The organism is Nitrosomonas communis (assembly GCF_001007935.1).
Taxonomy (GTDB): domain Bacteria; phylum Pseudomonadota; class Gammaproteobacteria; order Burkholderiales; family Nitrosomonadaceae; genus Nitrosomonas; species Nitrosomonas communis.
Window position 1 is genome coordinate 1919175 of record NZ_CP011451.1, and the last position, 18438, is coordinate 1937612.

Annotated in this window: 17 protein-coding genes; 15 read left to right on the forward strand and 2 right to left on the reverse strand. The window is 42.9% G+C overall.

Annotation, left to right across the window (positions count from 1 at the left end; genetic code table 11):
- The first annotated feature begins 169 nt into the window (after positions 1–169).
- The 15 genes from fnr to AAW31_RS08840 all read left to right on the forward strand — a co-directional run bounded on the left by fnr (position 170) and on the right by AAW31_RS08840 (position 13861).
- Positions 170–898, forward strand: coding sequence for a fumarate/nitrate reduction transcriptional regulator Fnr (gene fnr / locus AAW31_RS08770; protein WP_046851634.1), 729 nt, complete (start codon positions 170–172; stop codon positions 896–898).
- A gap of 250 nt (positions 899–1148) precedes the next feature.
- Complete coding sequence (rpsB, locus tag AAW31_RS08775; RefSeq protein ID WP_046849957.1) at positions 1149–1874, forward strand: 30S ribosomal protein S2; 726 nt, start codon at positions 1149–1151, stop codon at positions 1872–1874.
- Positions 1875–2055: 181 nt separating this feature from the next.
- On the forward strand, positions 2056–2952 hold the full coding sequence (gene tsf / locus AAW31_RS08780; RefSeq protein WP_046849958.1) for a translation elongation factor Ts: 897 nt from the start codon (positions 2056–2058) through the stop codon (positions 2950–2952).
- Positions 2953–2974: 22 nt separating this feature from the next.
- Complete coding sequence (gene pyrH, locus AAW31_RS08785) at positions 2975–3691, forward strand: UMP kinase (RefSeq protein WP_046849959.1); 717 nt, start codon at positions 2975–2977, stop codon at positions 3689–3691.
- Between the two features lie 21 nt (positions 3692–3712).
- The gene (gene frr / locus AAW31_RS08790) at positions 3713–4270 is read left to right on the forward strand and encodes a ribosome recycling factor (protein WP_046849960.1); all 558 of its coding nucleotides are present in this window, start codon (positions 3713–3715) and stop codon (positions 4268–4270) included.
- 3 nt (positions 4271–4273) lie between these two features.
- Complete coding sequence (uppS, locus tag AAW31_RS08795) at positions 4274–5071, forward strand: polyprenyl diphosphate synthase (RefSeq protein ID WP_046849961.1); 798 nt, start codon at positions 4274–4276, stop codon at positions 5069–5071.
- 38 nt (positions 5072–5109) lie between these two features.
- Positions 5110–5940, forward strand: coding sequence for a phosphatidate cytidylyltransferase (locus tag AAW31_RS08800; RefSeq protein ID WP_046849962.1), 831 nt, complete (start codon positions 5110–5112; stop codon positions 5938–5940).
- Entirely contained in the window at positions 5937–7124 is a 1188-nt protein-coding gene (ispC, locus tag AAW31_RS08805) for a 1-deoxy-D-xylulose-5-phosphate reductoisomerase (protein WP_046849963.1), read from the forward strand. The genes AAW31_RS08800 and ispC overlap by 4 nt, the downstream gene beginning before the upstream one ends.
- 115 nt (positions 7125–7239) lie before the next feature.
- Entirely contained in the window at positions 7240–8607 is a 1368-nt protein-coding gene (gene rseP, locus AAW31_RS08810; protein ID WP_046849964.1) for an RIP metalloprotease RseP, read from the forward strand.
- A gap of 2 nt (positions 8608–8609) precedes the next feature.
- A complete protein-coding gene (gene bamA, locus AAW31_RS08815) occupies positions 8610–10925 on the forward strand; it encodes an outer membrane protein assembly factor BamA (RefSeq protein ID WP_046849965.1) in 2316 nt (771 codons plus the stop codon).
- 32 nt (positions 10926–10957) lie between these two features.
- Entirely contained in the window at positions 10958–11503 is a 546-nt protein-coding gene (locus tag AAW31_RS08820; RefSeq protein ID WP_235264539.1) for an OmpH family outer membrane protein, read from the forward strand.
- Positions 11504–11714: 211 nt separating this feature from the next.
- Positions 11715–12149 (forward strand): 3-hydroxyacyl-ACP dehydratase FabZ, encoded by a 435-nt coding sequence (gene fabZ / locus AAW31_RS08825; protein WP_046851636.1) that lies wholly within the window; start codon positions 11715–11717, stop codon positions 12147–12149.
- A 75-nt stretch (positions 12150–12224) separates the two neighbouring features.
- A complete protein-coding gene (gene rnhB / locus AAW31_RS08830; RefSeq protein ID WP_046849966.1) occupies positions 12225–12812 on the forward strand; it encodes a ribonuclease HII in 588 nt (195 codons plus the stop codon).
- Positions 12813–12838: 26 nt separating this feature from the next.
- Positions 12839–13291 (forward strand): CopD family protein, encoded by a 453-nt coding sequence (locus tag AAW31_RS08835; RefSeq protein ID WP_046849967.1) that lies wholly within the window; start codon positions 12839–12841, stop codon positions 13289–13291.
- Between the two features lie 84 nt (positions 13292–13375).
- On the forward strand, positions 13376–13861 hold the full coding sequence (locus tag AAW31_RS08840; RefSeq protein ID WP_046849968.1) for an FKBP-type peptidyl-prolyl cis-trans isomerase: 486 nt from the start codon (positions 13376–13378) through the stop codon (positions 13859–13861).
- A 272-nt stretch (positions 13862–14133) separates the two neighbouring features.
- Here AAW31_RS08840 and mutS read toward each other — a convergent pair whose 3' ends face one another.
- Together mutS and AAW31_RS08850 are read right to left on the reverse strand one after the other, a co-directional pair.
- Positions 14134–16722: a DNA mismatch repair protein MutS gene (mutS, locus tag AAW31_RS08845; protein ID WP_046849969.1), complete on the reverse strand. Its 2589-nt coding sequence runs from the start codon at positions 16720–16722 to the stop codon at positions 14134–14136.
- Positions 16723–17232: 510 nt separating this feature from the next.
- Positions 17233–18408 (reverse strand): type III PLP-dependent enzyme, encoded by a 1176-nt coding sequence (locus tag AAW31_RS08850; RefSeq protein ID WP_046849970.1) that lies wholly within the window; start codon positions 18406–18408, stop codon positions 17233–17235.
- Positions 18409–18438: the final 30 nt, after the last annotated feature.

Consider the following 18438-nt stretch of genomic DNA (forward strand, 5'->3'; position numbering starts at 1 on the left):
TTGACAGCTGTCATTTTCTGTGATAGAGGTTTTTGCTGGACATTATGAGCTATCCATGCCGCATAAGGATTTCTGAATGGTTTGCTTGTGCGGCATTTTTTGATTGAAGCGGTAATTTGAGTTGACTTAATTCGTATTTACTCAGGAATTTGTCTTGCCTAATCACACAATAGCTAGAAATTATATTGTATCTACAGCGGAATCGAAATGTGCTACTTGTAGTTTGCGAGAGATATGTTTGCCAGTGGGTCTTGATAAAGATGAAACAGAGCTCCTGGGCGATTTAATTAATCATAAGTATAGGATTCGACGTGGAGAGCACTTGTTTCATACTGGATTAGCTTTCAAATCACTTTATGCTGTCCGCAATGGTTTTTTTAAATCTTGTGTACTTGACTCGGATGGTCGTCAGCAGGTTACTGGGTTTTATATGACGGGAGAGTTGTTGGGGCTGGATGCAATTAGCTCAGAAAAACACACTTGTGATACCGTTGCGTTAGAAGATAGCGAGGTTTGTGAGGTTCCTTTTATCAAGCTTGAAGAGATCAGCCGTCGTATTCCCTTGCTTATGCATCATTTTCATAAAATCATGAGTCGTGAAATCGTTCAAGATCACACCATAATGATGTTGATGGGAGGTAGAAAAGCTGAAGAACGATTAGCTGCTTTTTTACTTAATCTATCAGAACGTTTTGCCAAGCGTGGATATTCATCCACAAATTTTATTCTTAGAATGACGCGCGAAGAGATCGGAAGCTACCTGGGGCTCAAGCTTGAAACGGTTAGCCGTTCATTGTCCAGATTGCAAGAAGAAGGAATTATTACGATCAACAACAAAAACGTCAGATTAAACGATATTTATCGCTTGAGCCACAAAATTAGTGGCTACTCAGATTGAGAGTGGTTGTAATTTCTTGTCATTCAGAATTTATTGGAACCTCAATCTATATTTTTAGATAAATGGCTTTCTTGAGAGTAGGCTAGAGCATGTTATAATCGCCGGCTATCAAGACTCTCAAATATATAGCGGGAAGTCTAATTGTAATCCATATAGTAAATATTAATAAATACACACACTTGTCATTATAGGGTGCTTAATAAGCAAAATAGCTGGAGACGAGTGGCGGTTTAACCCTAAAGGAAATTTTATGTCAGTAAATATGCGTCAAATGTTAGAGGCTGGTGTACATTTTGGACATCAGACCCGCTTCTGGAATCCCAAAATGTCTCCGTATATTTTTGGGCAGCGAAATAAGATTCATATTATCAATCTTGAAAAAACCTTGGTCATGTTTGATGATGCGATGAAATATTTGCGTAGACTGTCTGCAAATGGAGGCACTATTCTGTTTGTTGGAACAAAACGCCAAGCACGCGATATCATTCGCGAAGAGGCAACACGTTGTGGTTCTCCCTATGTTAACCAGCGCTGGTTGGGGGGGATGTTAACCAATTTTAAAACAATTAAACAATCGATCAAGCGCCTCCAAGACATGGAGGCAATGGTGCAGGATGGTTTGCTTGATAAGTTCGTCAAAAAAGAGGCGCTCGATTTTCAACGTGAACTCGATAAGCTCAATAACAGTTTAGGTGGCATCAAGGAGATGAAAGGGCTGCCTGATGCGATGTTTGTTATTGATGTGGGATATCAAAAAGGAACTATCACTGAGGCAAACAAATTGGGGGTTCCTATTGTGGGTGTTGTCGATACTAATCATAGCCCGGCTGGCGTGGAGTATGTGATTCCGGGCAATGATGATTCAGGCCAAGCTATACGTCTTTATGCGCGCGCAGCAGCTGATGCTATTTTGGAAGGGCGCAATCAATCTATCCAGGAAATTATCGAAATGAGTAATTCTAGCGCTGAAAGTTGATTAGATTTAGCTAGAAATGTAGAAAAGAAGTAGTGATTAGAGCAGAAACAGAATTTGAAGCAGATATTCACTTTCGATTCTGTTATAAAATAAAAAAAGTGGTAAATGATAAAACCATTATATTGCTCTTTTCTTTCATCTTTATTAATCAATAATTAAGTTTTTAGTACTTGGAGTAAATATGGCGGAAATTACCGCAAGTATGGTAAAAGAATTACGTGAGCGAACCGGCTTGGGTATGATGGAGTGTAAAAAGGCCTTGGCAGAAACAAGCGGTGATATAAAAGCAGCGGAAGATTTGTTGCGAATCAAAAGCGGTGCCAAGGCAAGTAAAGCGTCTGGACGTATCGCTGCTGAAGGTGTTATTGGCGCTTATATTTCGACAGATAGGAAAAATGGCGCATTAGTGGAAATTAACTGTGAGACTGATTTTGTCGCAAAAAATGACGATTTCGTCAATTTTGCCAAAAGTTTGGCGCAGTTGATTGCAGCAGAAAAAGTGACTGAGACAGGAGCGCTCTCGACGATGACGCTGCCTCATGGAGAAACTGTGGAAGCCTCCCGCCAGGCTTTAGTGATGAAGCTTGGAGAAAATATCAGTATAAGACGAAGTGTTTGTTACACGGCAAATGGCAATCTCGCAATGTACCTGCACGGATCAAAAATTGGTGTAATGATCGATTACTCCGGTGGGGATGAAGCGCTAGGTAAGGATTTAGCTATGCATATTGCTGCATGTAAGCCGATATGCGTTTCTGGTGAGCAAATACCATCAGACTTGCTGGAACATGAGCGTCAGATTTTTGCAGCACAGGCTGCAGAGAGTGGAAAGCCGGCCAATATTATCGAGAAAATGGTAGAAGGACGGATAGCGAAATATTTAGCTGAGGTAACCTTGCAAGGTCAGCCTTTTGTTAAGGATCCAGAGCAAACAGTCGAGAAATTGCTTGCTAGCAAATCTGCCAAGGTTAATGGTTTTACTCTTTTTGTGGTTGGTGAGGGGATAGAGAAAAAGTCTGACGATTTTGCTGCTGAAGTTATGGCGCAAGTTAGTCAAACAAAAGAGAATAAAGCATAATAGCCATTTCTTACTTCAGCTTATGCCATCTGCTTATAAACGTATTCTGCTGAAACTTTCTGGGGAAGCCCTGATGGGCGACGATAAGTATGGGATTAATCGCAATGTGGTAGAGCATATCGTGGTTGAAATTGCAGAGGCATGCCAGTTCGGTGTTGAAGTGGCCATCGTGGTAGGAGGGGGAAACATCTTTCGTGGCATGAAATCTGCCGGTGACGGCATGGATCGGGTAACCGCGGATTACATGGGTATGTTGGCTACCATAATGAATGCTCTGGCCCTGCAGGATGCGATGCGCAGGAAAGGCTTAATATCACGAGTACAATCTGCATTACGAATTGATCAGGTGGTAGAACCCTATATACGCAATAAGGCAATACGGTATTTAGAAGAGGGGAAAGTTGTAATATTTGCCGCGGGTACCGGTAACCCTTTTTTTACTACCGATACCGCTGCTGCGTTGCGGGGCATGGAAATTAATGCTGATGTTGTACTTAAAGCGACTAAGGTAGATGGGATTTATTCTAGTGATCCCAAAATAAATTCCAACGCAACACGCTATCATCATTTATCTTTTGACGAGGCAATTATTGAAAATCTGCAAGTCATGGACGCTACAGCTCTGACACTTTGTCGCGACCAGAAATTACCCATTAATGTTTTTAGTATCTTTAAATCGGGCGCGCTTATGCGAATACTCATGGGGGAAGATGAAGGAACCCTGGTAAGTAATGGATGATTCAAATTAGGACGATTAATTATGATCGCTGATGTAAAAAAATCTGCTGAGCAGAAAATGCAGAAGACTCTGGAAGCACTTAAAACTGATTTTAGTAAAGTCAGGAGCGGCCGTCCACATACTGGTCTATTAGACCATGTTATGGTTGACTACTATGGAACCCCAACCCCTATTAATCAAGTGGCTAATATTAGCTTACCAGATGCGCGTACCATTGGTGTGGTGCCTTGGGATAAAAAAATGCTCAATGCTATTGAAAAAGCCATTCGTGAATCTGAATTAGGGGTGAATCCTATGACAGTGGGTGAAATGGTACGTGTACCCATGCCGCCGCTGACTGAAGAACGGCGTCGAGAACTTACTAAGATTGTTAAGAATGAGGCTGAAGCCGCCCGAGTAGCCATGCGTAATATTCGTCGAGATGCAAACGCTCACATGAAAGAATTACTCAAAGAAAAACAAATTTCTGAGGACGATGATCGGCGAGGTCAGGAGGAGATTCAGAAACTCATTGATCGCTATATCGCTGAAGTAGATAAATCTTTGCAAGCCAAAGAAGCCGAATTGATGGCTGTGTAAGTTATGCCTCAGAGCCTTAGCTCAACTGCCGAAATTTCAGGAAAAAGTATCATTCCCAGGCATATCGCCATCGTTATGGATGGTAATGGGCGTTGGGCAAAAAAGCGGTTTTTGCCAAGAGTTACTGGGCACAGAAAAGGTGTCGAAGCTGTAAGGAGTATCATTAAAGCGTGCATTGAACAGGGGGTAGAGTTTCTTACGCTCTTTGCTTTTAGTAGCGAAAACTGGCGCAGGCCTGAGGAAGAGGTCACATTTTTGTTACAGCTTTTTGTTAATACACTTGAGCATGAAGTGACCAAATTGAATGAAAATGGCATCTGCTTCAAGGTGATAGGTGATCTATCCAAATTTGATGCAAGAACTGTAACGTTCATTCGTCAGGGCGAAGAATTAACTGCTAATAATAACCGCTTGATATTTACGGTTGCAGCAAATTATGGAGGACGCTGGGATATCATGCAGGCTATCCAGAAACTGATGATCCATTCACCAGGTTTAATGGAAAATTTTGAAGAAGCGGATCTTGCCAAGTATTTTGCGATGAGTTATGCACCTGACCCAGATTTATTTATTCGGACTGGTGGGGAATGTCGTATCAGTAATTTCTTGCTGTGGCAATTAGCCTACGCAGAATTATATTTTACAGATACACTTTGGCCAGACTTCGATGCCCAGGCGCTTGATTTGGCGATAAAATCTTATCAGCAACGAGAGCGTAGGTTCGGTCGAATCAGTGAGCAATTGCAAAATATGCCTGTTGAAAAAGGAATGACCAAAATTGCTGCCAAGAAAAAATTTTAATTTCTTTATTTTTTATTTCAGCGGGATGTGACCCGCTCATGCTGAAAACACGGATCCTTACAGCTATTATTCTGATAGCTTTATTCATACCAGCTTTATTTTACTTGCCGGCAATATTTTGGGCGATGTTGCTTCTAGGGCTGACCATTGTTGCGTCTAGAGAATGGTGCAGACTGGCAAAGTTTACAACCCATCAAACTATACTTTATTTAATTTTGACAACCTTGCTGGGTGGAGAGTTACTGCTAATAATAAGTGAAGCAGTGACAATTAATCCAAACAATACTAGCATGATGTGGATTTATGTAGTGTCATGTATATTTTGGGGAGGCGTTGCCCCGATTTTATTATGGAAATTTTACGCGGTTAAAAGCGTAAGCTTATTAATGTTAATGGGTTGGCTCATTCTTCTCCCAACTTGCCTGGCCTTATATCAATTGCGTGCTATCGATCCGTGGTTACTGCTTGGATCGATGGGTGTGGTCTGGGTATCAGACATCGCTGCCTATTTTGTCGGCCGCTCGTTTGGTAAACATAAACTCGCTCCTAACATTAGTCCTGGCAAAACTTGGGAAGGTGTAGCTGGCGCTTTAATAGTGGTTGTTTGTTATGCGTTGATATGGGGTCAATTTATAGGAAAAGGGGATAATATATTAATAATCAATTTGGTTTTATTGTCCCTGTTGCTAGCCGGATTAGGAATTATAGGTGATTTATTTGAATCGCTAATGAAGCGACAGGCCGGTGTTAAAGACAGCGGTAACATTTTGCCTGGCCACGGCGGTATACTCGATCGAATTGATGCACTTACTTCAACTTTACCCATTGCAGTATTGGCATTTCTCATTTTTTATTCATTCGAACTATGACAGTAATGCATCATCTGACTATACTTGGATCTACGGGGAGTATTGGTGAAAATACATTGGATGTAGTAGCGCGTCATTCCGACCGGTTCCACGTGGTTGCCCTTACTGCTAATAAAAATGTAAATAAAATTTTTACACAATGTCAGCGTTTCCACCCTAAATATGCAGTCATGCTAGATGCAGTCAGCGCTGAACAACTGGAAAAAAAATTAAGAGCAGCAGGTATTGATACGCAGGTATTGGCAGGCATTGAATCGCTGGAAAGAGTGGCTTCTTTAGCTGAGGTGGATGCTGTCATGGCGGCAATTGTTGGTGCTGCTGGCATCCGCCCGACAATAGCAGCTGCACGCTCGGGTAAGAAAGTTTTATTAGCTAATAAAGAAACGCTTGTGATGGCAGGTCGTATTTTTATGGATATAGTAAAGCAGTACCACGCCATCCTGTTGCCGATTGATAGTGAACATAATGCCATCTACCAGTCATTGCCAAGACATTTTAGTGGAGACCTTGCTTCATCAGGTGTTCGCCGTATCCTGCTAACAGCATCAGGAGGACCCTTTCGGCGGTTAACCTTGTCAAATCTAGACCATGTCACACCTGAGCAAGCTTGCGCACATCCTAATTGGATCATGGGAAGAAAAATATCAGTAGATTCTGCCACAATGATGAATAAAGGGCTGGAAGTGATCGAAGCACATTGGTTATTCGATGCAGCGTCAGATAAAATCCAGGTCGTCATTCATCCAGAAAGCGTCATTCATTCCATGGTCGAGTATATTGACGGTTCAGTTCTGGCGCAACTGGGAAATCCTGATATGCGCACGCCAATTGCGCATGCCCTCAGTTATCCTGAGCGAATGGAAAGCGGTGTCAAGTCATTGGATATATTCGAGATAGCACAATTAAATTTTGAAGCACCGGATTTTGCGCGTTTTCCTTGCTTGAGACTTGCCTATGAGGCATTGTCTGCAGGTGGCAATATGCCAGCAGTACTCAACGCTGCCAATGAAGTCGCTGTCGAGTCTTTTCTTGCTGGTCAAATGCCATTTACTGCGATACCAGTAATGATCGAGCAGGCTTTGCAGATGATCAGTCGAACAGAGATTGCCTCATTGAATGATGTGCTGACAGCTGACTCTATAGCACGAGACGTTGCACGAGAATGGTTGGCGTGCCAAGCTTAAGTTTAGCGTGGCTTTTATGTGAAAAATAGAAGCAATGAGTAATTGACGAGGTGTAGCACGTTCTTTCTTCCTAAGTATATTAAGAAACATATTATTGTCATCATATTTAATTGATATGTCATTACTTTTTACAATTCTCTCTTTTATTGTTGCGCTTGGCGTATTAATCACTTTTCATGAGCTTGGTCACTATCTAGTTGCACGCTGGAGTGGTGTTAAAGTATTGCGTTTCTCAATTGGTTTTGGCCAGCCATTGTTCAAAAAACGCTTAGGTAAAGATCAAACCGAATGGGTGATTGCAGCGCTTCCCTTAGGGGGATATGTCAAGATGCTGGATGAGCATGAGGGAGAGGTTTTGCCCCAAGAGTTGCCGCGTGCATTTAATCGCCAACCTGTCATAAAGCGTTTTGCTATTGTCGCTGCAGGGCCGATCGCTAATTTTCTGCTGGCAATTCTTCTCTATTGGCTTCTTTTTATATCTGGAGTGAGTGGGTTGAAGCCTATACTGGGTCCCATAAAGCCATCGACACCCGCTGCCTTTTCAGCTTTTAAGGAAGGAGAAACCATTGTAAAGATTGAAAATGAGCCTGTGGTGACTTGGCAGGATGTGCGTTGGCTCGTATCAACCCATGTAATTGACCGTAATCCTGAAGTGATGGTGGAAACAGTTAATCCTCAGGGGGAAGTTTTTTGGCGGAAATTAGATTTAAGTAGTGTAGATACTGATGACGTGAATGCAAACTTCCTGGAAAAAATTGGTTTGGTAAATTATCCACCGAATATGGCGCCAATTATTGGTCAGGTAATTACTGGCGGAGCAGGGGATCGGGCAGGGTTGCACGTCGGAGATGAAATTCTTGCAGTAGACAATAAAGGCATTTCATATTGGGAAGAATTGGTTAAAGAAATCCGAGCCATGCCAGGGCAGTCGCTTACCTTGGAAGTTTTGCGTGATGGTAAGACAATAGATATTCCTATCACACCGGATAAAGCGGTCGATGGTAATGCAGAGATCGGGAAAATTGGAATTGCACCAAGGATTGATCAGGAAGCAATCACTAAGCTGTTGGTTAATGTAAGTTATCCTGCTGACACCGCATTGTTGAAAGCGTTGGATAAAACTTGGGAGATGACCTTTTTTACTCTTCGAATGCTGGGAAAAATGGTGATGGGAGAAGTTTCATGGAAAAATATGAGCGGTCCCATCACGATCGCAGATTATGCTGGGCAATCAGCAAAAATGGGGATAATTGCTTATCTTGGCTTCCTTGCTTTGATCAGTGTAAGCCTGGGGGTATTGAATCTATTGCCTATTCCTGTATTGGATGGAGGGCATCTAATGTATTATGTGATTGAAATTTTTAAGGGTGCGCCATTATCTGAAAAAACTGTGGCTATTGGCCAGCAGATTGGAATGGTGATGTTATTTACCCTCATGGTTTTTGCAATTTACAATGATATTTATCGGCTTATTTCTGGTTAAGCATGAAATTCAAGTGTCTCGTCATACTTTCTTGCTTGTTCTATTCGCTTGTTTGCGAAGCGATTGAACCATTCGTGGTAAAAGATATTCGTGTTGACGGGATACAGCGTACTGATGCAGGAACAGTCTTTAGTTATCTCCCCATAAAAGTGGGGGATGTTCTCGACGATACTAAAGCCGCTGCTGCAATAAAAACACTTTATGCAACTGGCTTTTTCCAGGATATAAAATTAAAAGCACAAGATGGATTATTGATTGTACAAATCCAGGAGCGCCCAGCTATTGCGCAAATTAATATTAACGGCGCTAAGGAATTTGAAAAAGACAAGTTGAAAGAAGGCTTAAAACAAGCGGGTTTATCTGAGTCGCGTATCTTTAGTCGCGCTTTGTTGGAGAAAGCCGAGCAAGAGTTGAAACGCCAATACATCAGTCGCGGCAAATATGCTGTTAAGATTACGACGACAACGACCCCATTGGAGCGTAATCGCGTAGGAATTAATTTTGATATTGAAGAAGGTAAAACGACCAGAATCCGTCATATCAATATTGTTGGTAATGAAGTTTTTAGTGATAGTGATTTGATAGGTTTGTTTGTGCTGAGAACACCGGGATTACTGACCTGGTTCACAAAAGATGATCAATATTCGAAACAAAAATTATCTGCCGATCTGGAAACATTGCGATCGTATTATCTCGACCGTGGTTATCTAGAGTTCAATATTGATTCTACTCAGGTATCCATTACGCCTGATTTGAAGGATATTTACATCACTATTAATATCACGGAAGGGCCGCAATATACGGTTTCAGATATCAAGCTTGCTGGAAATTTATTGGTACCAGAACAAGAATTACGCAAATTGATTAAACTCAAGCCAGGAGGTGTTTTCAATCGGGAGAAATTAACAGAATCCATCAAACTGATTACTGATCGATTGGGCGATGAGGGTTATGCCTTCGCCAATGTTAACGCTTCACCTGAGCTAGATAAGGACAGCAGGAAAACAGCGTTTACTTTTTATATCGATCCAGGACGCCGGGTTTATGTTAGGCGTATCAATATCAGCGGTAATGATCGGACCCGAGACGAAGTCATTCGCCGGGAATTTCGTCAAATGGAGGGAGCGTGGCATTCAACCAGCCAAATCAACCGTTCGAAGCAACGCGTCGACCGAACAGATTTTTTCTCGAATGTCGATGTGGAAACTCCCCCAGTGCCTGATGCGCCTGATCAGGTTGATATCAATGTCAGTGTGACTGAGAAACCTACCGGTTCGATCATGTTTGGGGCAGGTTACTCGGATTTGGAAGGGATCATTTTAAATGGCTCTGTTTCCCAGAATAACATTTTTGGCACAGGAAATTTTCTCAGCGTAAATGTTAATACCGGAAGTGTCAATAAGATATTTGCGGCATCTTTTACCAATCCTTATTGGACGATCAACGGTGTCAGCCTTGGTGTTGATATCTTCCGACGTTACCTGAACACCAACTCCTTGTCCAATGTAGGTGTTTTTAATACGGATACATCTGGCGCGACGTTACGTTTCGGGATTCCGATCGCGGAAAACGATATCGTTTCTCTGGGGCTGGGTGCGGAACATACGAAAATTGATCTTAAAGCCAATAGCCCCCAGCGCTTTAGAGATTTTGTAGAACAGTTTGGAAGCTCGACCAATAATCTTCCGATTACCCTTAGTTGGGCGCGTGATAACCGTGATAGTGCGATCTGGACTACCTCAGGGACGACGCATCGAGTATTTGGAGAAATTAGCCTGCCTTTTGCTGAGCTGGAATACTACAAGGCGAGCTATGAACAGAAATGGTTTGTTCCTATTACCAGAATATTCACCTTGATGCTGAATGGACAAGTAGGTGTTGGCGATGGTTATTCAGGTGAACCGCTGCCTTTCTTTAAAAATTTCTTTGCAGGCGGCTTTAATTCGGTGCGTGGTTACAATATTAATTCACTGGGCCCGCGCGACCCAATATTGGATGCCAATGGCAACCCAATACCTGGCAGAAGAGGAAGTGTTGTAGGAGCGAGTAAGCGTGTTGTTGGCAGCGCAGAAATTTTGTTTCCCGCTCCTTTTATGAAAGACTCAAAAAGTGTACGTTTGGCTGCTTTTATTGATGGTGGGAATGTTTTTAATGATTGGTCAGAACTGGATCTGAACTATTTGCGCTTTTCTACCGGGCTCGCTGTTACCTGGATTTCGCCAATGGGTCCGCTGAGGTTCAGTGTGGCACAACCATTAAATGACCAAAAGGGTGATGATATACAAAGATTCCAATTCCAGCTGGGGCAAACATTCTAACTCCAGGCTAGTTAGTTCAGCAGGAGGAGTAATTGAGGCGTAAACTGTTACGATTACAGTGGTTGATCAGCTTGTTCATGCTGATTTTTCTGATGGGCGGGAGCTCAAATATCTGGGCGGGAGAGATCAAGATCGGGGTGGTGAATACCGAGAAAATCCTGCGGGTATCTGCACCAGCTATCGCAGCACAAAAAAAAATAGAAAAAGAATTTCTGGTGTATGATGAGCGCATCAAAAAAATGGCCGCTCAAATCAAAGAATTGCAGGAACATTTAGAGAAACATGATAAAAGTACCACAATAGAAGAAAGGCAAACTAAGGAACGTGAGCTGGCGAACATCAGCCGACAATATCAACGGGCCCAGCAACAGATGCGGGAAGATTTAACTATGCGTCAAAATGAGGAATATAGTTTGATCTTGGAACGCGTCAATAAAGTTATTAAAAAAATAGCAGAAAATGAGGGTTATGATTTGATCTTGCAGTTACAGGATTCAGTCTATCGCAGCCAGCGTATCGATATTACGAATCATGTTATTAAGGCGCTTGCCGAGCAGGAGCAGGCAAGCGGAAAATAGGTATAATTCCAGCTCTAAATCAAAACTGACTTTGTCGGCTTCACCTTGCCGTATGATTGATATTGTCTGCGGCTCGCCTTCGCGTCATTTTTATTTAGAAATGGAATAACCTATTTTTCACTTATACGCACTCTGGGGCAGTATTAAGCGGACTATTATACAAATAGCTCATTCACTATCCAGGCTAAAAAGGGAGATAAGATTGAATGCCATGGACATTTATGAAATTTTAAAGTATTTGCCTCATCGCTATCCTTTCATTTTGGTTGATCGAGTTGTATCTTATGAGCCAGGCGAAAAGATTATTGCCCTAAAAAATGTATCGATCAATGAACCATATTTTATTGGACATTTTCCGCATTATCCCGTTATGCCAGGTGTTTTAATCGTCGAAGCTTTGGCGCAGGCAGCTGCATTATTAACGCTCAAAACAGAGAATGCTGCAAAAAATGATGCACAAGTTTATTATTTTGTAGGGATTGATGGAGTACGTTTTAAAAAACCAGTCATGGCTGGTGACCAGCTTATGTTGAAAGTTGAAATTACTAGACAGATCAAAGGCGTTTGGAAATATTCAGCGCGAGCAGAGGTAGATGATCAGCTTGTGACTGAGGCAGAATTGATGTGTACTGCTAGAAACATATAGAAGCTGCTTCACTTGTTTGCAAACTTCTTTTTTACTTCGGTGTTCTGCACTCATAGATAGCTTATTGACAAGCCAATGCATGAGACTGATTGGATCGGTGGTGTGGATGAGGCTGGCAGAGGACCACTTGCTGGGCCAGTCTATGCTGCGTGTGTTATTTTGGGCTCAGATTGCACTATTGAAGGGTTGGCTGATTCTAAAAAACTAAGCGAGAGAAAACGTACTTACCTTGCTGGTGTCATCAAGCATCGAGCGAGAGCATGGGCGGTCGCATCTGCTTCAGTTTCCGAAATCGATCGGCTAAATATTTTGCAAGCGAGTTTACTCGCCATGCAACGAGCCGTTGAAAAATTGCCACTGGTTCCCTCAATTGTTTTGGTTGATGGGAATCAATCGCCACGATTCAATTGCCCCACCAGGACGATCATTAAAGGTGATAGTTTAGTTGCTGAAATTTCAGCGGCCTCGATACTGGCTAAGACAGCACGTGATGCTGAAATGCAGCGATTACACATACATTTTCCGGTTTATGGTCTAAATCAGCATAAGGGATATCCCACAAAAGCTCACTTGGAAGCATTAAAGCATTATGGCATATCCAACATTCATCGCCGTAGCTTTGCTCCTGTACGTGCATTATTGACGGAGCCTGCTAGTTCCTGATTCTACTTTTCTAGCAAAGAACGCACATGAAGATTCCATTATTTTTGCATTTACTGGGTGTAGTCATTTGGGTGGGTGGGATGTTTTTTGCTTATATGGTGTTACGTCCAACAGCTGCTCAGTTGCTTGAACCTCCTTTGCGATTAAAGCTGTGGCATGGTGTTTTTAGCCGGTTTTTTCCATGGGTATTTTTATCAGTAGGGCTCATCCTGGCAAGCGGCCTTTATATGATCATGCAAATGGGAGGCTTTATGGCCGTACGTCTGTACATCCACCTCATGTTTGCGCTAGGTCTAGTGATGATGCTCATTTTTATTTATGTGTTTTTCTCGACATTCAAGAAACTTAACTATCATATTACCAGAGAAGAATGGTCATCTGCAGGGATTGTACTAGGACAAATTCGCTTGTTAATCGGAATTAATCTTATACTGGGAATGGTCACCATTACCGTTGCAGTTTTAGGTGGATCAACTTAGCTTGACCGATCGTGAGGATGTACTAAAAACCTTTTTGTGTTTTTGTACTCCATTATTAAAGAGAATCAATATAGGTGAAAAAAGATGCGTATAGAAAAGGATACCGTGGTATCGCTGCAATACTATAAATTGTCTAATTTAGACGGTGAGGTTATGGAAGAATCCACAACACCAGTCAGTTATCTGCATGGTGGTTATGGAGGAATGTTCCCGAGTGTAGAGGAGGCGCTACAAGGAAAGGAAGCAGGATATCAACTTTCCTTAGCAATGGAGCCGGAAGAAACTTTTGGGGAATATGACAGTGAATTGATTCACATAGAACCGCGCAGTGCTTTCCCAGATACTGTTGAGGTAGGGATGCAGTTCGAAGGCGGAGAAGAGAATTCCGATGATGTGATGATTTATACGGTTACCGATGTCACTGATGATATTGTTGTCGTTGATGGCAATCATCCGCTCGCTGGCATGGCTTTGCAATTTGAATGTACCGTAATGGAAGTGCGCGCTGCTACCCATGATGAGCTTTCACATGGTCATGTGCATGGGCCGCATGGTCATCATGAACACTAATAAACCCTAAAGGCTGTTGAAAAACTATCTTGTAGTCGCTGTGGTGTTAAGAACAGGCTCAAAATTACTGATTTATCAGGTATAAACTTTTTTGCCTGTTTGTTCCTATCATCTATTGCTATAAATACGTTTTTCAACAGATTGCTAATGCCATTTCCAAATCAAACATGACACGAAGGCGAGCCGCAGACAGTATAATAATAGGGTAAGGTGAAGCCGACAAAATCAGGTTTGACTTAGAAATGGAATAAAGACTTCTCAGGTCAAAACGCTCAATCTTTATTCAGCATCGATTTCAATGTATAGAGATGTTCCAGTGCTTCCTTTGGACTTAATTCATCTGGTAGAAGTTTACTCAAATGGCTAAAAATGGGATGAAATGTTTCAGAAAATTGTATAGTGGTATCGGTTGGTTCTGAAAATAAATCAAGTTGTGGGTTGTTGCTGATATTTTCCTGTTCTAGTTTAGTCAAGATTTTTTGAGCTGCCTTGATTACTGGAGCAGGTACACCTGCCAGCGCTGCCACATGCAGACCGTAGCTCTGACTGGCAGGTCCTTCATTAACCGTATGCAGAAAGACAATGTGTTGTTTATGTTCAACAGCTCCCAGATGAACATTGGCCGCTTGTTCAAATTCTTCACCTAATCTGGTCAGTTCGAAATAATGCGTCGCAAACAATGTATAACTCTGGTTCTTAGTCAGTAGATAACGGGCAATGGCAAAAGCCAGTGCCAAACCATCAAAGGTAGAGGTTCCCCGCCCAATTTCATCGACCAGCACCAGGCTCTGGCTGGTAGCATTGCGGAGGATATTGGCCATTTCGGTCATTTCAACCATAAAGGTGGATCTTCCACCGGCCAGATCATCCGATGCGCCAATGCGAGTAAAGATTTGATCAATCGGCCCAATACGTGCATGTGTTGCAGGTACAAAACTGCCGCAGTGAGCAAGTAACGCTATCAAGGCCGTTTGTCGCATATAAGTGGATTTTCCTCCCATATTGGGGCCTGTGATGATAAGCATTTGTCGCCTGCCAGTTTCACCTGCTCCAAGATGCGCATCATTGCTAATATAATGATTGACCTGACTTTCTACCACAGGGTGGCGACCGGCTTGAATTTCTATGACCGCTTCCTCCGTGAAGACCGGGGTAGTATAGTTGAGTAGTTGAGCTCGCTCTGCGAAGGTACTCAGTACATCTATTTCTGCCACACTCTGCGCTATGTTTTGTAAATGGCTGGAATAGGCACTAAGTTTTACCAGCAAGGTCTCATATAAATATTTTTCTCTGGCAAGTGCTTGATCTCTGGCTGTCAGCGCTTTGTTTTCAAAAGCCTGTAGCTCAGGCGTGACATACCGTTCTGCATTTTTCAAAGTTTGTCTTCTACGGTAATCGGATGGAATTTTATTACTATGTACATGTGTGATCTCGATATAAAAACCATGTACCCGGTTATATTCCACTTTGAGATTAGGGATGCCTGTGCGTGTTTTTTCGCGGGCTTCCAGTTGCAGCAGAAATTCGCCACAGTTATTTTGTAAGGCTCGTAATTCATCCAGTTCAGCATCGTAGCCATCAGCGATGACTCCTCCTTCGCGTAGCAGCGTACTCGGCTCGGGAAGTAATGCTTGCTGCAATAGCTCTACCAGAGAATTCTCCGGTATCATGGCATGTGCTAACAGGGTGATGTGCTCACTGGCAATATTGGTTGTCATGGCTACAATTTCAGGCAAAGCGATCAGGCTATCCCGCAGGCCGGAAAGATCGCGCGGCCGAGCTGATTTGAGTGCAATGCGCGCAGCGATGCGTTCGATATCGGCAATACGCTTGAGATGTGCCCTGATGCTAATATATGGCACCGTTATCCCAGAAGTTTCCATCAGAGCAGAGACGCTGCCAAGCCGATACTGCAGAATCCGGTAATCTCGTAGTGGATGATGCAGCCAATGTCGTAACAGTCTGCTACCCATAGTCGTTGAGCATGTATCCAGTAACGACATCAAGGTAGGTGAAGTTTCTCCGCGTAAAGTCTCAGAAATTTCTAAATTACGGCGGGTAGCAGCATCCATACGGATGTAGGTTCCTTCACGTTCAACCTGGATTGTTTTGATATGTGTAACATCTGTTCCCTGGGTGAGGCGGACATATTCGAGCAGCGCTCCAGCAGCCTGCAGCGCAGCATGCAAATCATCGCAGCCAAAACCAGCAAGATCATGGGTGCCAAGTAGCTTAGTCAGGCTGCGAGTAGCACTGTTGTAGTCGAATTGCCAAGCAGGCAGTTGTTTGGTATGCTTTGATCCATCAAGTGTTAGCGACGCATCCAACGATTCAGGTAAAAGAATTTCGGCAGGCTGCAACCGCTCTAGCTCACTCATTAGATTATTTGGAGAAGTTTCCAGCATTCGCAGCTGGCCAGCAGCTAGATTGAGCCATGCCAAACCCAACGTTAATTTGTGGGAAGCTAACGCGAGCACGATACAGTCACGCTTATCTTCGAGCAAAGTGGCATCGGTCAGTGTGCCGGGTGTGATGATACGTATTACCTTACGTTCTACGGGTCCCTTGGTTGTAGTTGGGTCGCCGACTTGCTCGCAAATAGCAACCGACTCACCTAGTTTGACGAGTTTGGCCAGGTATTGATCAGCGGCATGATAAGGTACCCCGGCCATCTTGATGGGCTCACCTGCGGATGTGCCACGCTGTGTCAGTGTGATATCGAGCAACTTAACTGCTTTCTCAGCATCTTCAAAAAATAGCTCATAAAAATCTCCCATGCGGTAAAAGAGCAGCTTGTCAGTATGTTGCGCTTTGATGCGCAAGTACTGCTGCATCATGGGAGTATGATCTTTTAGTGCCATAAAGTTGACGGAATATTAATCTGACAATATATTTTAGCAGATGAGGCTATTGCACGAGTTAAGCCAATGCGATAGAGGATTTGCTTTGCTAAGCATACGAAGATGTACGCTAATGCGTATTCCATGTCTAAATCAAAATTGACTTTGCAGCTTTACCTTGCCGTATTATGGATGTTGTCTGCGGCCGGCCTTCGCGTCATGTTTGATTTAGGCATGAAACTAAAGGTGCCTCTGAAAATTCAAAGCTCTTAACAAGGCAAGGCGAAAACAAAAAATGTTGAAATAGCCTATAGCTGATAGGTAATGAAACGTTTTTTGTCAACCACGTAAGGATATATGAATTTTAGAGGTGTCCTTAATACTGTATTGGATTGATTTAACCAGCTAATAGCTGACTGATTACTGGCTAAACTTATCGAAAGGAAATAGAAATTCAACAAGTCTAGCCAGGATGAAGCATATTCCTTACTGCATTGTGGTAATTATTATTGAATAATATATAAAGCCAAACTACAAAACCATGACATCAGGTAACGGGAAGCCATTGAAATTGCTGGCGTAGGCTGTGGTATAGGCGCCGGCGTTAGGAATAAAGATGAAATCACCTTCTTGGATATCTTCTGGCAATAGCTCGTCATGCATCAACACATCAACAGAATCACAGGTTGGACCGGCAATGGACCATGGCGTACTACTACCTGTGCGGTTAGTCAAAATCTCATAACGTAGCCCTTCACTAACTTCGATAATACCGCCAAATATACCTGCATCCCAATACATCCAGCGCTTGCCATTGCGTGTGGCCGTGCCCACAACTCTGCAAACAAAGCATGCAGAGTCCGATACGAGATACCGACCTGGCTCTGCCATGATGCGAATTTCTTCCGGAAGATCAGCGATTGCAGCATTGATGACATCTGCGATCACCTCGATAGAAGGAATTGGTTTAACATGACGTACAGGATAACCACCACCGATATTGAGTAAGCGAGGCCTTAACCCTGCCTGCCTCATGTCAGCGAAAACATTTCTCGCGCGTTCAATACCGACTCGCCAGTTTTGCGGATTACGGCATTGCGAACCTACATGAAAGGTGACACCCGCGAGATCAGCATTCAATGAGACCGCTTCGTTAATAATTGCTTTGATGTCGGCAAGGTGCGTGCCAAATTTTCCTGCCAGCGGCCAGTCACTGCCGATGTTGGGTGTATCGATGCGCAAATATAACTTTGCATCTGGCTTGACACTGACGATTTTACGCAGCTCTTCAACACTGTCCAGAACATACCATTCTACACCTTTAGATGCGGCGTATTCCAGGTATTGACGTGATTTCATCGGGTTACTGTAGTATATTTCCGCTGCAGGAACACCCAGACTAATTAACAGATCCAGTTCGGCAATGGACGCAATTTCAAATCCAGAACCTTCTTCTATTAGGGTTTTTAATACACGCGAATCCGGATTAGCTTTGGCTGCATAATGCGGATGAACACGTGGCATGGCAGCTTTAAAGCGGCGAATTTTATTACGGATAATATTGCTGTCGACCAACAAGAAAGGCCTGTTGTAACCTTTTTTGAGTGCGTCTTCAACGTGGGAAAGATCTAAACTAATCTCAGGATGGGTGTCAAAGATAACTTCATTTTCAGTTCTCTTTTGCACAGTGGCGGTACGTATTTTCATCATTAACTCCTATCAAAAGCCGCTACGTTT

What these genes read in the sequence shown, in the direction of transcription:
- AAW31_RS08800 (WP_046849962.1), top strand. Translation starts at nt 5,110, where the DNA reads ATGCTGAAAACACGGATCCTTACAGCTATTATTCTGATAGCTTTATTC.
- pyrH (WP_046849959.1), top strand. Translation starts at nt 2,975, where the DNA reads ATGCCATCTGCTTATAAACGTATTCTGCTGAAACTTTCTGGGGAAGCC.
- frr (WP_046849960.1), top strand. Translation starts at nt 3,713, where the DNA reads ATGATCGCTGATGTAAAAAAATCTGCTGAGCAGAAAATGCAGAAGACT.
- mutS (WP_046849969.1), bottom strand. Translation starts at nt 16,722, where the DNA reads ATGGCACTAAAAGATCATACTCCCATGATGCAGCAGTACTTGCGCATC.
- tsf (WP_046849958.1), top strand. Translation starts at nt 2,056, where the DNA reads ATGGCGGAAATTACCGCAAGTATGGTAAAAGAATTACGTGAGCGAACC.
- rpsB (WP_046849957.1), top strand. Translation starts at nt 1,149, where the DNA reads ATGTCAGTAAATATGCGTCAAATGTTAGAGGCTGGTGTACATTTTGGA.
- rseP (WP_046849964.1), top strand. Translation starts at nt 7,240, where the DNA reads ATGTCATTACTTTTTACAATTCTCTCTTTTATTGTTGCGCTTGGCGTA.
- bamA (WP_046849965.1), top strand. Translation starts at nt 8,610, where the DNA reads ATGAAATTCAAGTGTCTCGTCATACTTTCTTGCTTGTTCTATTCGCTT.
- ispC (WP_046849963.1), top strand. Translation starts at nt 5,937, where the DNA reads ATGACAGTAATGCATCATCTGACTATACTTGGATCTACGGGGAGTATT.
- AAW31_RS08850 (WP_046849970.1), bottom strand. Translation starts at nt 18,408, where the DNA reads ATGAAAATACGTACCGCCACTGTGCAAAAGAGAACTGAAAATGAAGTT.
- uppS (WP_046849961.1), top strand. Translation starts at nt 4,274, where the DNA reads ATGCCTCAGAGCCTTAGCTCAACTGCCGAAATTTCAGGAAAAAGTATC.
- fabZ (WP_046851636.1), top strand. Translation starts at nt 11,715, where the DNA reads ATGGACATTTATGAAATTTTAAAGTATTTGCCTCATCGCTATCCTTTC.
- rnhB (WP_046849966.1), top strand. Translation starts at nt 12,225, where the DNA reads ATGCATGAGACTGATTGGATCGGTGGTGTGGATGAGGCTGGCAGAGGA.
- AAW31_RS08840 (WP_046849968.1), top strand. Translation starts at nt 13,376, where the DNA reads ATGCGTATAGAAAAGGATACCGTGGTATCGCTGCAATACTATAAATTG.
- AAW31_RS08835 (WP_046849967.1), top strand. Translation starts at nt 12,839, where the DNA reads ATGAAGATTCCATTATTTTTGCATTTACTGGGTGTAGTCATTTGGGTG.